At 70.0% G+C, this 14054-nt stretch carries 15 protein-coding genes; 13 read left to right on the plus strand and 2 right to left on the minus strand.

Annotation, left to right across the window (positions count from 1 at the left end; genetic code table 11):
- Positions 1–18: 18 nt before the first annotated feature.
- Positions 19–864, minus strand: a complete 846-nt coding sequence (locus tag KZC57_RS13480; RefSeq protein WP_247641966.1) for an SDR family oxidoreductase — start codon at positions 862–864, stop codon at positions 19–21.
- 93 nt (positions 865–957) lie between these two features.
- On the opposite strand from KZC57_RS13480, the gene KZC57_RS13485 reads away from it, so the two are divergent.
- From KZC57_RS13485 to glmM, 7 genes are all read left to right on the plus strand, one after another.
- Entirely contained in the window at positions 958–1323 is a 366-nt protein-coding gene (locus tag KZC57_RS13485) for a helix-turn-helix domain-containing protein (RefSeq protein WP_247641967.1), read from the plus strand.
- A 98-nt stretch (positions 1324–1421) separates the two neighbouring features.
- Positions 1422–2960 (plus strand): APC family permease, encoded by a 1539-nt coding sequence (locus tag KZC57_RS13490; protein WP_247641968.1) that lies wholly within the window; start codon positions 1422–1424, stop codon positions 2958–2960.
- A 38-nt stretch (positions 2961–2998) separates the two neighbouring features.
- Positions 2999–3847: a tRNA pseudouridine(38-40) synthase TruA gene (truA, locus tag KZC57_RS13495; protein ID WP_144880706.1), complete on the plus strand. Its 849-nt coding sequence runs from the start codon at positions 2999–3001 to the stop codon at positions 3845–3847.
- Positions 3848–3900: 53 nt separating this feature from the next.
- The gene (locus KZC57_RS13500) at positions 3901–4569 is read left to right on the plus strand and encodes an endonuclease/exonuclease/phosphatase family protein (protein ID WP_060922143.1); all 669 of its coding nucleotides are present in this window, start codon (positions 3901–3903) and stop codon (positions 4567–4569) included.
- A 192-nt stretch (positions 4570–4761) separates the two neighbouring features.
- A complete protein-coding gene (gene rplM, locus KZC57_RS13505) occupies positions 4762–5208 on the plus strand; it encodes a 50S ribosomal protein L13 (protein ID WP_025104385.1) in 447 nt (148 codons plus the stop codon).
- Between the two features lie 26 nt (positions 5209–5234).
- Entirely contained in the window at positions 5235–5720 is a 486-nt protein-coding gene (rpsI, locus tag KZC57_RS13510; RefSeq protein ID WP_025104384.1) for a 30S ribosomal protein S9, read from the plus strand.
- A 14-nt stretch (positions 5721–5734) separates the two neighbouring features.
- A complete protein-coding gene (glmM, locus tag KZC57_RS13515) occupies positions 5735–7093 on the plus strand; it encodes a phosphoglucosamine mutase (protein ID WP_105949336.1) in 1359 nt (452 codons plus the stop codon).
- A gap of 68 nt (positions 7094–7161) precedes the next feature.
- Here glmM and KZC57_RS13520 read toward each other — a convergent pair whose 3' ends face one another.
- Complete coding sequence (locus KZC57_RS13520; RefSeq protein ID WP_247641969.1) at positions 7162–8091, minus strand: Ppx/GppA family phosphatase; 930 nt, start codon at positions 8089–8091, stop codon at positions 7162–7164.
- Positions 8092–8119: 28 nt separating this feature from the next.
- On the opposite strand from KZC57_RS13520, the gene coaA reads away from it, so the two are divergent.
- The 6 genes from coaA (at position 8120) to KZC57_RS13550 (ending at position 13885) form a co-directional block, all read left to right on the plus strand.
- Positions 8120–9073, plus strand: a complete 954-nt coding sequence (coaA, locus tag KZC57_RS13525; protein WP_071327518.1) for a type I pantothenate kinase — start codon at positions 8120–8122, stop codon at positions 9071–9073.
- 63 nt (positions 9074–9136) lie between these two features.
- Positions 9137–10984, plus strand: a complete 1848-nt coding sequence (gene glmS / locus KZC57_RS13530) for a glutamine--fructose-6-phosphate transaminase (isomerizing) (protein WP_247641970.1) — start codon at positions 9137–9139, stop codon at positions 10982–10984.
- A gap of 105 nt (positions 10985–11089) precedes the next feature.
- Complete coding sequence (locus KZC57_RS13535; protein WP_060922139.1) at positions 11090–11449, plus strand: holo-ACP synthase; 360 nt, start codon at positions 11090–11092, stop codon at positions 11447–11449.
- Complete coding sequence (alr, locus tag KZC57_RS13540; protein ID WP_105949339.1) at positions 11446–12552, plus strand: alanine racemase; 1107 nt, start codon at positions 11446–11448, stop codon at positions 12550–12552. The genes KZC57_RS13535 and alr overlap by 4 nt, the downstream gene beginning before the upstream one ends.
- Positions 12549–13043 (plus strand): tRNA (adenosine(37)-N6)-threonylcarbamoyltransferase complex ATPase subunit type 1 TsaE, encoded by a 495-nt coding sequence (gene tsaE, locus KZC57_RS13545; protein ID WP_247641971.1) that lies wholly within the window; start codon positions 12549–12551, stop codon positions 13041–13043. The genes alr and tsaE overlap by 4 nt, the downstream gene beginning before the upstream one ends.
- The gene (locus KZC57_RS13550; protein ID WP_060922137.1) at positions 13040–13885 is read left to right on the plus strand and encodes a response regulator transcription factor; all 846 of its coding nucleotides are present in this window, start codon (positions 13040–13042) and stop codon (positions 13883–13885) included. Before tsaE ends, KZC57_RS13550 begins: the two co-directional genes overlap by 4 nt.
- Positions 13886–14054: the final 169 nt, after the last annotated feature.

Here is a 14054-nt window from a genome sequence, read left to right on the forward strand (position 1 = left end):
CCGGCGGCGCTCCTCGCGTCACACCAGCGCGCGGAGGCCCTCGACGAGCGGCGTCGTCGGGCGGCCGATGAGGCGGCGGAGGGTGCCGTCGGTGTCCGCGAGGGCGCCATCGCGGATGCCGGCGTCGAGGGCGACGACGAACCCGGCGGTGCCCTCATCGAGACCGGCCGCTCGGAGCGCCGCGAGCTGCTCGTCCGCCGACAGCGGGACGAACACGACCTCGCGGCCCGTCACCTCGGTCATCGCGGCGGCGAGGTCGGCGTAGGTCCATGCGACGTCCCCGCCGAGCTCGTAGACCGCACCGAGGTGTCCGTCCTCGGTGGCGACGACGGCGGCGGCCTCGGCGTAGTCCTTCCGGCTGGCGGAGGCGACGCGGCCCTCTCCGGTGCCGGCGCTGAGGGTGCCGGTCTCCGCTGCACGAGCGAGGTCGGCGGCGTAGTTCTCGGTGTACCAGTTGTTGCGGAGGATCACCGCGGGAAGACCTGCGGCCGCGATGAGCTCCTCGGTGGCCTTGTGCTCGGGAGCCAGGACGAGCGAGCTCGTGGTGGCCTTCGGAGCGCTCGTGTAGACGAACTTCGACACCCCGGCATCCTTTGCGGCGTCGATGACGGCCTGATGCTGCGCGACGCGCTGGCCCACCTCCGAGCCGGAGACCAGCACGACGGTGTCCACGCCGTCGAGCGCCGCCGCGACCGACGCCGGGTCGGTGTAGTCGAGACGGACGACGGGCACGCCGAGGTCGGCGCCCTTGGCGATGTCGCGCGCACCGGCGCGGATCGCCTGCGGGTCGGCGACGCGCTCGAGCAGGGCGGCGACGATGAGGCGGCCGAGGTGACCGGTCGAACCGGTGACGAGGATGGTCATGGGAGTCCTTTCGTAGCTGACTCCCCGGACAACCCTCGCGCCCGTGCCGCGCATTCCTTCCGGTGGGTACCCACTTTTCGGTAAGGTACCAACATGACGGTGAGTTTTGCGCAGATCCGCGATTCGCAGCCTGCTCTCTTCGACCAGGGATGCGGCACGCGCGTCATCCTCGACCACATCATGAGCAAGTGGGGTGTGCTCGTGCTCTCCTGCCTCTCCGACGGCACGCGGCGCTGGGGTGAGCTGCGTCGGGAGGTGGACGGCATCAGCGAGAAGATGCTCGCCTCGACCCTGCGGACCCTCACCGACGACGGCCTGGTGCACCGGGAGTCGCTGCCGACCGTGCCCCCGCACGTCGAGTACAGCCTCACGCCGCTCGGGCGTGACCTCATGGCGCGGATGCTTCCTCTGATGGAGTGGGTCGCGGCGCACGCCGACGGGATGCTCGGTCGCGACTGACCCACGGAATCCTTCGCGTATCTGAACGCGGCGCATGGATTCCGTTGCAGAAACAAAAGGATTGACGGGATACCGCGGCGCGCCGTACTGTTCAGGACATGGCAACGACGCCCATCCACCTCGAACGTCCCGACGGCAAGGGCCTGGCCGCAGGCACCCTCGGCCTGTGGGGCTCCACTGTCATCGGGCTCGCCTCCACGGCCCCCGTCTACTCGCTCGTCGCGACGCTCGGCTTCGTCGTGCTCGCCGTCGGCGCGCAGGCGCCGATCGCCTTCATCATCGCCTTCGTGCCGATGCTCCTGATCGCCTTCGCCTATCGCGAGCTCAACAACGCCGTCCCCGACTGCGGCACCACGTTCACCTGGGGCACCAAGGCCTTCGGGCCGTGGGTGGGCTGGATGGGCGGCTGGGGCGTCGCGGTCGCCGGTATGGTCGTGCTCGCGAACCTCGCCCAGATCGCCTCCGTGTACTTCTGGTCGCTGATCGGGCAGGACCTCGAGAACAACGACTGGCGCATCGTCGTCGTGGCGGTGCTCTTCATCGCGGCCATGACCTGGGTGAGCTGGCGCGGGGTCGAGATCGGCGAGCGCATCCAGAACGTGCTCCTCGCGATCCAGTACCTCGCGCTGGCGATCTTCATCGTGGCCGCCCTCTGGCAGTTCTTCACGGGCGACGCCCCCGACGCCACCCCGTTCTCGTGGGAGTGGCTGAACCCGTTCGGCTTCACCGACTGGTCGGGCTTCACGGAGGCGATCCTCCTCGCGCTCTTCATCTACTGGGGATGGGACACCTGCCTCGCCCTCAACGAGGAGACGAAGGATCCGAAGCGCATCCCCGGCCGGGCCGCGGTGCTCACCTGCGTCATCCTGCTGGTGACGTACGTCGCGGTGACGATCGCCGCGATGATGTACGCCGGACTCGGCGAGGACGGCACGGGCCTCGGCAACGAGGCCAACGCCGACGACTTCTTCCTGGCCATCAAGGATGGGCTGCTCGGTCCGTTCGGCTGGGTGCTCGTGGTCGCGGTCATCATCTCGGCGATCTCGTCCACCCAGACGACCATCCTCCCGACCGCCCGCGGCACGCTCGCGATGGGCGTGTACCGGGCGCTCCCGGCGAAGTTCAAGGACGTGCACCCGGTCTACAAGACGCCGTCGTTCTCGACCATCGTCATGGGCGTGGTGGCTTCCCTCTACTACGTCGGCATGACCCTGATCAGCGACAACATCCTGCAGGACTCGATCCTCTCGCTGGGCCTCGCGATCGCGTTCTACTACGCCATCACCGGGTTCGCCTGCGTCTGGTACTTCCGCGCCGACCTGCGCCGCTCGACCCGCGACCTGTTCTTCAAGGGCATCTTCCCGCTGCTCGGAGCGCTGCTGCTGACCGGCGCGTTCGTGCAGTCGGCGATCGACATGTGGGACGTCGACTACGGCTACACCGTGCTCTTCGGCATCGGCGGCACGTTCGTGATCGGCATCGGGTCGCTCGCGATCGGCCTCGTCCTGATGTTCCTCTGGTACCTGTTCCCGCGGTCGAAGCGGTTCTTCCGGGGCGAGAGCCTGAACCGGGAGACCGAGGTGATGGTGCCGGAGGAGCCGGGCGCGATGATCCGCTCGGTCGACGGCGGCATCTGAGGCGCAGGGTGCGCGCGCGGCTGTCCTAGGCTGGCCTCGTGCGCATCCGGCTCGACATCGCCTACGACGGCACCCATTTCCGCGGGTGGGCCACGCAGCCCGCACTCCGCACGGTCCAGGGGACGCTGGAGGCGGCGCTCGCCCGGATCGTCGGCTCCGAGGTGCGGTTCGTCGTCGCCGGGCGGACGGACGCCGGCGTGCACGCGAGCGGACAGGTCGCGCACGTGGATCTCGACGAGGCGCAGTGGGCGCGGATCCAGGCGCGTCACGGCCGTGCAGCGCAGGACCCGGCGGGCAGCATCGCCGCGCGGATGCGTGGTGTGCTCGGCGCCTACCCCGACGTGACGGTCGTGCGCTCCTCCCTCGCCCCCGAGGGCTTCGATGCGCGCTTCTCCGCGGTCTGGCGACGCTATCGCTACCGGCTCGCCGACGACCTGGCCGGCTACGACCCGCTGCGACGGCTCGACACCACCACCATCCGGGGCCGGTTGGACGCGGAGGCCATGGACGCCGCCTCCCGGACCCTCATCGGCCTGCACGACTTCGCCGCCTACTGCAAGCCGCGCGAGGAGGCCACCACCATCCGGACGCTGCTCGACTACCGGTGGCAGCGGGATGCGGAGGGCGTGCTCGTGGCCGAGGTGAAGGCGGACGCGTTCTGCCACAGCATGGTGCGGGCGCTGGTCGGCGCCTGCGCGGCGGTGGGGGAGGGGCGACTCGATGTGGACGACCTCGTCGTGCTCCGCGACGCGTTGACGCGGACGAGCGAGTTCAAGGTCCTCGCCGCGCGCGGTCTCACGCTCACCGAGGTCGGGTATCCGGCCGACGAGCTGCTGGCGGCCAGGGCCGCGCAGACCAGGGCCCGACGCGACCGCGAGAGCGACTGATCGCCGGGATCGGGAGCCGGGGCACAGATGGGGCGGGTAGCGTGGGGACGATCATGAAGGTCATCTCCTACAACCTGCGCAAGCACCGCGCCGCCGGCGAGCTCGCGGCGCTCGTCGATGAGCATGATCCCGACATCCTCTGCCTCCAGGAGTGCGACGTCCCGGAGCTTCCGGATCGGATCGGCGGCCTCGTCCTGGCGGATGCGACGCAGGGCAACCGCCTCGGCCTCGCCCTCTTCTACCGGGAGAGCACCTATCGGCTGCAGGGCATCCGCACCCTCGGCCTGAAGAAGTCGCTGCACGACCGGATCGCGAAACCGGCGCACGAGCGCGTCCTCGGCGCCCGCCTGCGTGACATCGACGACGGCGGAGAGTTCATCGTGGCGTCCTTCCACGCCGCGCCCCTGACGGCGTTGAACTCACTCCGCCGGCACCAGATCCGCGCCGCGCTCGCCGAGCTCGCGACGCTGGGCGAGGGGCTGCCGCAGCTCATGGTGGGGGACTACAACTACCCCGTGTTCAAGGAGAACCTCGGGCAGGCGGTCCGCGACCAGGGCTACGCCCTGTCCCTCAGCGATGACCACACGTACACCCGCTACCGGGTCTTCCGTGGGCACTACGACTTCGCGACCTCGTCCGGCTTCGAGATCGAGCGCATCACCACGCTCCCGCAGCGTTCCAGCGATCACCGCCCGATCCTCGTGACCGTCCGCCCGAACTGACGCCGCCGGTCCGAGCCGGTTTGGGAATGCCGTTCCGGTGGCGTATGCTGACTCTTTGGTGCCCTTCCCTGCCTGCGGGGAAGATGCACATCCGAACGTGAGCCCTCCACTGGCGTGTTCCTCCCCGTCGGGAAGAACCACCCCGGAGTGGGATTCACGAACACCTCCGTTCGACAAGAAAGCAGCACTATCGTGACGCGCACTTACACCCCCAAGGCTGGCGAAGTCCAGCGCGACTGGGTCGTCATCGACGCCACCGACGTCGTTCTCGGCCGTCTGGCTTCGCACGCGGCGACGCTCCTGCGTGGCAAGCACAAGCCGACCTTCGCCAACCACATCGACTCGGGTGACTTCGTCATCATCGTGAACGCCGACAAGGTCGCGCTCACCGGTCAGAAGCTCCAGAAGAAGATGGCGTACCGCCACTCCGGCTACCCGGGTGGCCTCAAGGCCGTCAGCTACGCCGAGCTCCTCGAGAAGAACCCGGTCCGCGCCGTGGAGAAGGCCATCCGTGGCATGCTCCCGAAGAACAGCCTGGGCCGCCAGCAGCTGTCGAAGCTGAAGGTGTACGCCGGTGCCGAGCACCCGCACGCCGCGCAGCAGCCCCAGCCGTACACCCTCGACCAGGTCGCCCAGTAAGCGCCGTACAGACTAAGGACATACTCGTGGCTGACATCCAGGACTCCACCGAAAACCTCCAGAACTTCTCGACGTCGACCCCGGAGACCGACGCGGTCGAGGCGGCTCCCCGCCCCGTGCTGAGCGTCCCCGGCGCCGCTGTCGGCCGTCGCAAGCAGGCCATCGCCCGCGTGCGTCTGGTTCCCGGCTCGGGCACCATCACGGTCAACGGCCGTACGCTCGAGGACTACTTCCCGAACAAGCTGCACCAGCAGCTCATCAACGACCCGTTCACCGCGCTGAACCTCGCCGGTGCCTACGACGTGATCGCCCGCATCTCGGGTGGTGGCGACTCCGGCCAGGCCGGCGCCCTGCGTCTCGGCATCGCGCGTGCCCTCAACGGCATCGACGCGGAGAACAACCGTCCGACCCTGAAGAAGGCCGGCTTCCTCTCGCGCGACGCTCGCGTCAAGGAGCGCAAGAAGGCCGGACTCAAGAAGGCCCGTAAGGCGCCTCAGTACTCGAAGCGTTAAGGTCCACTGCTCCGATGCCGATCTTTGGCACGGACGGCGTGCGAGGACTCGCCAATGGCATCCTCACCGCCGACCTGGCGCTCACCCTGGCCCAGGCGACTGCTGTCGTCCTGGGCCAGGGCCGTACGGCGGAGGCTCGCAAGGCCGAAGGCAAGCGACTCACCGCCGTCGTCGCCCGTGACCCGCGGGTCTCCGGGCACTTCCTGACCGCTGCCGTCGCCGCGGGCCTTGCCTCCTCGGGCGTCGATGTCCTCGAGGCAGGGGTCATCCCCACGCCCGCTCTGGCATTCCTCGTCGCGGATCGCGATGCGGACTTCGGCGTGATGATCTCGGCATCGCACAACGCGGCGCCCGACAACGGGATCAAGATCTTCGCCCGCGGCGGACGCAAGCTCCCCGACGTGGTAGAGCAGCGCATCGAAGAGGCCATGCACGGCGAGATGCTGCGCCCGACCGGCGCCGGCGTCGGTCGCATCGACCGCTTCTCCGACGCGGAGGACCGCTACGTCGTCCATCTGCTCGGCTCGCTGCCGCACCGTCTCGAGGGCGTCCACGTCGTGCTCGACTGCGCCCATGGTGCCGCCTCCGGAGTCTCTCCCGAGACGTTCCGCGACGCCGGCGCGGAGGTCACCGTGATCGGTGCCGACCCCGACGGGTGGAACATCAACGACGGCGTCGGCTCCACGCACCTCGACAACCTCGCCGAAGCCGTCGTCCGGCTCGGCGCCGATGTGGGCATCGCGCACGACGGCGACGCTGATCGCTGTCTCGCGGTCGACGCGCAGGGCAACGTCGTGGACGGCGATCAGATCATGGCGATCCTGGCCCTGTCGATGAAGGAGCGCGGACGCCTCACCGACGACACGCTCGTCGCGACGGTCATGAGCAACCTCGGTCTGCACGTCGCGATGCGCGAGCACGGCATCACGGTGCGCCAGACCGCCGTCGGCGACCGTTACGTGCTCGAGGACATGAACGAGGGCGGGTACGCGCTCGGCGGCGAGCAGTCCGGCCACGTCATCATGAGCGAGTACGCGACCACGGGCGACGGCCTGCTCACCGGACTCCACCTCGTGGCCGAGATGGCGCGGCAGGGCAAGTCCCTCGCCGAGCTCGCCTCGGTCATGACGGTCTACCCGCAGCTGCTGATCAACGTCCGCGACGTCGACAAGGATCGCGTCGCCGACGACGAGGTCGTGCAGCAGGCCGTCCGCGACGTGGAGGCCGAACTGGGCGACACCGGGCGCGTGCTGCTGCGCAAGTCCGGGACCGAGCCGCTCGTGCGCGTCATGGTCGAAGCCGCCGACTCCGAGTCGGCCCGCACCTACGCCGAACGTCTCGCGGCGGTCGTGCAGGAGCGCCTCGCGCTCTGAGCCCGTCGTCTCCGAACCGGTCGGTCGCCTCGGCGGCCGGCCGGTTCGTCGTCTCCGGGCCGGGGCGGTCAGCCGCCGAGCTGTTCGATGTACCGCAGCAGCACGCCTTCGCGCAGCGCCCACGGCGACACCTCCAGCTCCTCCACATCCAGCGCGCTCATGGCGGCATGCAGCGACACCGCCGCCGCCACGATCTGGAAGGTCCGGTCGGGCGTGATCCCCGGGAGCTCCTGCCGTGCCGAGGCGGGGAGGCGCGCGAGACGCGGGATCCACGACCCGAGGGCGTCGCGGGGGAGCAGCATCCGCTCGATGCCCGACCAGCCGGGGACGGGGTAGCCGACGAGCCGGGCCAGTGAGCGGATCGCCTTGGAGGAGCCCACGACGTGGCCCGGACGGGGGAGGCTGCGGAACCGCGAGGTGACCCCGTCGAGCGTCGTCAGGGCGTGCGCCCGGAGGCGCTCCACGTCGTCCTCACCCGGAGGGTCCTGCGGAAGGAACTGCACGGTCATGCGCCCGGCTCCGAGGGGGACGGACGCGGCGACGTCCGGCACCTCCTCGGCACCGGCGGCGATCTCCAGGGAGCCACCGCCGATGTCGAGGAGCAGCAGCTGGCCGGCAGACCACCCGAACCAGCGCCGCACGGCGAGAAACGTGAGCGCGGCCTCGGTCTCCCCGTCGAGCACCTGGAGCGGCTGGCCGAGGACGGCCTCGATGCGGGCGATGACCTCAGCCCCGTTGCGGGCATCGCGGACGGCGCTCGTGGCCGTGGCGAGGAGCGCGTCCACGCGTTCCTCCTCCGCCACCCGGCGCGCCTGCGCGACGGCCGCTTCCAGGGCCTGCACGCCCTGCTCCGCGATCGCCCCGTCCGGTGTGAGGTAGCGCATGAGGCGCAGCACGGTCCGGTCGCTCGTGGTGGCGAGTGGTCGTCCGCCCGGCCGCACATCGGCGGCGAGCATGTGGACGGTGTTGGATCCGATGTCGAGGACTCCCAGGCGCACGGGATGAGGATACTCGCGCGCGGTTACGATGGACGACGTGACCACCGCCGACCCCACGCTGCCGCTGTCGCCGTACCGGGAGATCGGGCGCGCGGAATGGGCGCGTCTCGCCGCCGGACTCGACCAGCCCCTGACCGAGACCGAGGTCGTGGAGCTACGAGGTATCGGCGACCGCCTCGACCTCACCGAGGTCCGCGAGGTCTACCTCCCGCTGAGCCGATTGCTGAGCCTGTACGCGAGCGCGACGAAGCAGCTCGGTGCGGCCACCTCGTCGTTCCTCCAGGAGGACGACACGACCACGCCGTTCGTCGTCGGAGTCGCCGGCTCCGTGGCCGTGGGCAAGTCGACCATCGCCCGGCTCCTCCGCGAGCTCATGAGCCGATGGCCGGGGACGCCGCGGGTGGAGCTGGTGACGACGGACGGCTTCCTCTACCCGAATGCCGAGCTCGAGCGTCGCGGTCTCATGGATCGCAAGGGCTTCCCGGAGTCGTACGACCGCCGGGCGCTGATCGAGTTCCTCACGGAGGTCAAGAGCGGAGCCCCTGAGGTGCGGGCGCCGTTCTACTCCCACATGCGCTACGACATCGTCCCCGACGCGCACGTCGTGGTGCGCCGCCCCGATGTCGTCATCGTCGAAGGGCTCAACGTCCTGCAGCCCCCGCCGGCCCCGAACGACGTCGCGGTCAGCGACCTCTTCGACTTCTCGATCTTCGTGGACGCCGACACCGCGCACATCGAGAAGTGGTACGTCGACCGGTTCCTCGCTTTGCGGCAGGGAGCCTTCAGCAACCCGTCGTCCTACTTCAACGTGTTCGCGCACCTCACCGACGAGGAGGCGATCACGACCGCACTGGGATATTGGAACGAGATCAACATGCCGAACCTCGTCGAGAACGTGATGCCCACCCGGCACCGCGCGCGGCTGGTCCTGCGGAAGGGCGCGGATCACGACGTGGAGAGCGTGCTCCTGCGGAAGCTCTGAGCCCCTCCTGCAGCCCTCTATTGTTCGGACGACTCGCAAAAAATCCCGCTTACCCTTATCCCCATGTGTGGAATCGTCGGATACGTGGGCCCGCGGCCCAGCCAGGACATCCTTCTCGCCGGCCTCGCCCGGCTCGAGTACCGCGGCTATGACTCCGCGGGCATCGCCGTGATCGATGGCGAGGGAATGCTGGGCATGCGCAAGAAGGCGGGCAAGCTCGCCATGCTGCGCGACTCGCTCGGTGATGCGCCCCTCGCCGACGGCACGACCGGCATCGGGCACACGCGGTGGGCGACGCACGGCGGCCCGACCGACGTCAACGCGCACCCCCACCTCGCCGACGACGACAAGCTCGCGGTGATCCACAACGGCATCATCGAGAACTTCGCGGCTCTGCGCGACGAGCTCCTCGCCGACGGTGTCTCCTTCCGCAGCGAGACGGACACCGAGGTGGCTGCGGCGCTCCTCGGCCGCGAGTACGCCGGCAACGGGGGCGACCTCGCCCTCGCGTTCCGTGCTGTCGTCAACCGCCTGGAGGGCGCCTTCACCCTCCTCGCGATGCACCAGGACCACCCCGGACTCGTCGTCGGCGCTCGCCGCAACTCGCCGCTCGTGATCGGTCTGGGTGAGGGTGAGAACTTCCTCGGTTCCGACGTCGCCGCCTTCGTCGAGCACACCCGCAAGGCCCTTGCGATCGGTCAGGATCAGATCGTGTCGATCACCCCCGACGCGGTGACCGTGACCGACTTCGCCGGCACCCCCGTCACCGCCGAGCCGTTCGACGTGTCGTGGGACGCCGCCGCCGCCGAGAAGGGCGGATGGTCGAGCTTCATGGCCAAGGAGGTCGCCGAGCAGCCGGAGGCCGTCGCCAACACGATCCGCGGCCGCATCCGCGACGGCCAGGTCGTGATCCCGGAGCTCGACGGTCTCGACGACCTGTTCGTCGGCATCAACCGCGTCATCATCACCGCGTGCGGCACGGCCTCGTATGCCGCGCTCGTCGGCAAGTACGCGATCGAGCAGTGGGCCCGGGTGGCGGTCGACGTCGAGCTCGCCCATGAGTTCCGCTACCGCGACCCGGTCATCGGCGCCGACACCCTCGTGGTCTCCATCAGCCAGTCCGGCGAGACCATGGACACCCTGATGGCCGTGAAGTACGCCCGCGAGCGCGGCGCCCGCACGCTGTCGGTCTGCAACACGCAGGGCGCGACGATCCCGCGGGAGTCGGACGCCGTCGTCTACACGCACGCCGGGCCCGAGGTCGCCGTCGCCTCGACCAAGGCGTTCTCCGCCCAGATCACGGCCCTGCTGCTGCTCGGCCTGCACATGGGACGGGTCCGCGGTGTGGTGGCCGACGCCTCGACCGATGTCGAGGAGCTCGCCGCGCTGCCGGAGAAGGTCGCCAAGGTGCTGGAGAGCGAGCACGAGCACGTCACCCAGCTCGCCGGCTGGATGGCCGACACCCGTTCGGTGCTGTTCCTCGGCCGTCACGTGGGCTACCCGATCGCCCTCGAGGGCGCGCTGAAGCTCAAGGAGATCTCCTACATCCACGCCGAGGGCTTCGCCGCGGGCGAGCTCAAGCACGGTCCGATCGCGCTGATCGAGCCGGGGCAGCCGGTGTTCGTGCTCGTGCCGTCGCCGCGGCACTCCGCGCTCGTGCACTCCAAGGTCGTCTCCAACATCCAGGAGATCCGCGCCCGCGGTGCCCGCGTGATCGTGGTGGCCGAGGAAGGTGACGCCGCCGTGCTGCCCTTCGCGGACGAGGTCATCCACATCCCGCTCGCCGGCCCCATGTTCGAGCCGCTGCTGGCCGTCGTCCCGCTGCAGATCTTCGCGATGGCGCTGGCGACCGCGAAGGGCCTCGACGTGGACCAGCCGCGGAACCTCGCGAAGTCCGTCACGGTGGAGTGACCGCCGACCCACTCCCTTCTGTTCGCCCCACCCCTCTGAGTACGCACGCAGAGGGGTGGGGCGTTCGTAGCGGGGTGGGTGGGGAAGCCCGAGTAGGCTGAACGCGTGATCATCGGCACCGGCATCGACCTCGTGGACATCCCGAGGTTCGAGCGCACGATGACCCGGACGCCTCGACTGCGGGAGCGGCTGTTCGCCCCGTCGGAACGTGAACTCCGGCTGCCCTCTCTGGCCGCGCGATATGCTGCGAAGGAAGCGCTGATCAAGGCGCTCGGCGGCTCCGACGGGGTGCACTGGACCGAGATCGAGATCGCCTCCGAGCCCTCAGGGAGACCGCATTTCGTCCTGTCCGGATCCACGGCCGCGGTGGTCGAGGCTAGGGGGATCCTGACGCTGCACCTCACCCTCACCCACGATGCCGGCCTCGCCGCCGCGTTCGTCGTCGCCGAAGGAGCCCCGCTGTGACCGTCCCGTTCCGCGAGGCCACGATCGATCTCGATGCGATCGCCGACAACGTGCGGCACTTCCGTCGCCTTACCGGCGTGGAGGTGCTGGCCGTGGTGAAGGCGAACGCGTACGGGCACGGAGCCGCCGCGACCGCCGTGGCCGCGCTCTCCGGCGGTGCGACCCGCCTCGGGGTGGCCGAGATCCCGGAGGCGCTGGAGCTGAGGCGCCAAGGGGTGCACGCGCCGGTGGTGGCGTGGCTGCACGCGCCGGGGGAGCGGTTCCTGGAGGCGGCAGCGGAGGGCGTCGAGATCGGTATCTCGTCGTATGACCAGCTGCAGGCCGTGGCTGCCGCCGCATCCGCGAACCGCCCGGTCGCGGTGCACCTGAAGCTCGAGACGGGGCTGTCGCGCAACGGCATCGCTCCGGACGACTGGGCGACGGTGCTCGCCGAGGCCGCCCGCCTGGAGCGGATCGGAAGGGTCAGGGTCGTGGGGCTCTTCAGTCACCTCTCCAACGCCTCGCCGGCCGACGACCGCGCCGCGCTCGCCCGGTTCGAGGAGGGCGTGGCGCAGGCCGCTGCGCTCGGCGTGCGTCCGGAGATCCGCCACATCGCCGCCACCGCCGCCGCCATCGATCTGCCCGAGACACGACTCGACGCCGTGCGTATCGGCATCGGCACCTACGGCCTCTCGCCCTTCGACGACCGCTCCTCCGCGGAGCTGGGCCTGCGCCCGGCCATGACCCTGCGCGGGGCCGTGGCGGCCGTCCGGCGTGTTCCCGCCGGTACCGGGGTCTCCTACGACTACGTGCATCGCACGGACCGCGCGACCACCCTGGCGCTCGTGCCGCTGGGATATGCCGACGGAGTGCCCCGCAGCGCCTCCGGGAGACTGCCCGTGTCGATCGGCGGGCGCCGCTACACCAACGTGGGCCGGATCGCGATGGATCAGTTCGTCGTGGACGTCGGAGACGCCCCGGTCGCGGTCGGCGACGAGGTCACGCTCTTCGGGGATCCGACTCTCGGCGTGCCATCGGCCGCGGACTGGGCGGAGGCCGCCGGCACCATCGGGTACGAGATCGTCACCCGCATCGGTCACCGGGTGCCGCGGAGGACGACGTGAGCCTGGACCCGGCGTTCCTCGGACGACGCCGGATCGCCACGTCCGAGGAGATGGAGCAGCTCGGGCTGCGCATCGGCGAGCAGCTCGAGCCGGGAGACCTGCTCATCCTCACCGGTCCGCTGGGGGCCGGCAAGACCACTTTCACGCGCGGCCTGGCCGAGGGCCTCGGGGTCCGAGGACCCGTGCAGAGCCCGACGTTCGTGATCGCCCGCACCCATCCATCGCTCGTCGGACGCGCCCCCCTCGTGCACGTGGACGCGTACCGCCTTGGCTCCGCGGCCGAGCTCGACGACCTCGACCTGGACCTGGAGCGGTCGGTCGTGGTCGTGGAGTGGGGTCGCGGCATGGCGGAGGAGCTTGCCGACGCCTGGTGGGACATCGAGATCGAACGACCGGTCGGAGCCGGTGAGGACGATGACGACCTCGATGCTTCGGAGCTGGATGCCGATGCGCCGCGCTTCGTCACGATCGCCCGCGAGGAGCGCGCATGACGGCGGGGGAGCCGCTGGTCGCGGTCATCATCGAAGACGACCCCGGTGTCCGTTCGCTCCTGGATGAGGTGTTCCTCGCCGCGGGCTTCCGAACCGTGCAGGCGGGGTCAGGGCCGGAGGGTCTCGCAGCCGTGGCGGCGCACCATCCGATCATCACCACGCTGGACATCAACCTCCCGGGCATCGACGGCTTCGAGGTCGCGCGGCGCATCCGTCAGGTCAGCGACACGTTCATCATCATGTTGTCCGCCCTGGCCGACGAGTCGGATGTGGTGCTCGGCCTCACCTCCGGCGCCGACGAGTACCTGGTGAAGCCCTTCCGGCCACGCGAGCTGCGGGCGCGGATCGAGGCGCTCCTCCGCCGCAACCGCTCGTCGGCGGTACCCACGGGGACGCCGGAGGTCGCAAGCGCCCCGTCGCCGCAGACCGCCGCCCCCGCACCCTCCGTCGCGTCGATCCCCGCTCTCCCGACGGTGGCCGCCGGGGATGCCACCGTGGCCACGTGGCGAGGGCTCGTGCACCGCGACCTCAGTCTCGACCTCGACACGCGCCTCGTGCTCGTCGCCCAGCGCCCCGTCGAGCTCACGCCCACCGAGTTCGACCTGCTCGCGGCGCTCCTCGAGGCCGGCCGCCGGGTCTGCAGCAAAGCCGACCTCGCGCTCGGACTGCGCGGAGCCTCCGGCGACGCTTTCGATCGGGTGAGCGAACCCGACAAGCGGGCGATCGAGACGCACATGGCCAATCTGCGTCGGAAGCTCGGCGACAGCCCCACCGCCCCCCGCTACATCGAGACGGTGCGCGGTGTCGGGTACCGCCTCACGTCCGACGACCGCCCCGCCTGAAAAGAAGGGGTCGAGGCCGCGGCTCCCCCACCGCGGCCCCGGATGCCTGCGAATCCCCACTCGCGCGGCCCCAGCTTCTGCGAATTCCCCAGTCGCAGCGTCGGCTCCCACTCAGAATCGTAGGACGGGAAGGCCTCCTGAAGAGCGAGAAGTGACGATCTTTGAGTAA

The sequence above is a fragment of the Microbacterium sp. KSW4-4 genome (assembly GCF_023091185.1).
GTDB lineage: Bacteria > Actinomycetota > Actinomycetes > Actinomycetales > Microbacteriaceae > Microbacterium > Microbacterium paraoxydans.

Coding starts and splice junctions, on each gene's coding strand:
- KZC57_RS13550 (WP_060922137.1), top strand. CDS start 13,040: ATGACGGCGGGGGAGCCGCTGGTCGCGGTCATCATCGAAGACGACCCC.
- KZC57_RS13500 (WP_060922143.1), top strand. CDS start 3,901: ATGAAGGTCATCTCCTACAACCTGCGCAAGCACCGCGCCGCCGGCGAG.
- KZC57_RS13480 (WP_247641966.1), bottom strand. CDS start 864: ATGACCATCCTCGTCACCGGTTCGACCGGTCACCTCGGCCGCCTCATC.
- glmS (WP_247641970.1), top strand. CDS start 9,137: ATGTGTGGAATCGTCGGATACGTGGGCCCGCGGCCCAGCCAGGACATC.
- KZC57_RS13485 (WP_247641967.1), top strand. CDS start 958: ATGACGGTGAGTTTTGCGCAGATCCGCGATTCGCAGCCTGCTCTCTTC.
- coaA (WP_071327518.1), top strand. CDS start 8,120: ATGGACGACGTGACCACCGCCGACCCCACGCTGCCGCTGTCGCCGTAC.
- glmM (WP_105949336.1), top strand. CDS start 5,735: ATGCCGATCTTTGGCACGGACGGCGTGCGAGGACTCGCCAATGGCATC.
- KZC57_RS13490 (WP_247641968.1), top strand. CDS start 1,422: ATGGCAACGACGCCCATCCACCTCGAACGTCCCGACGGCAAGGGCCTG.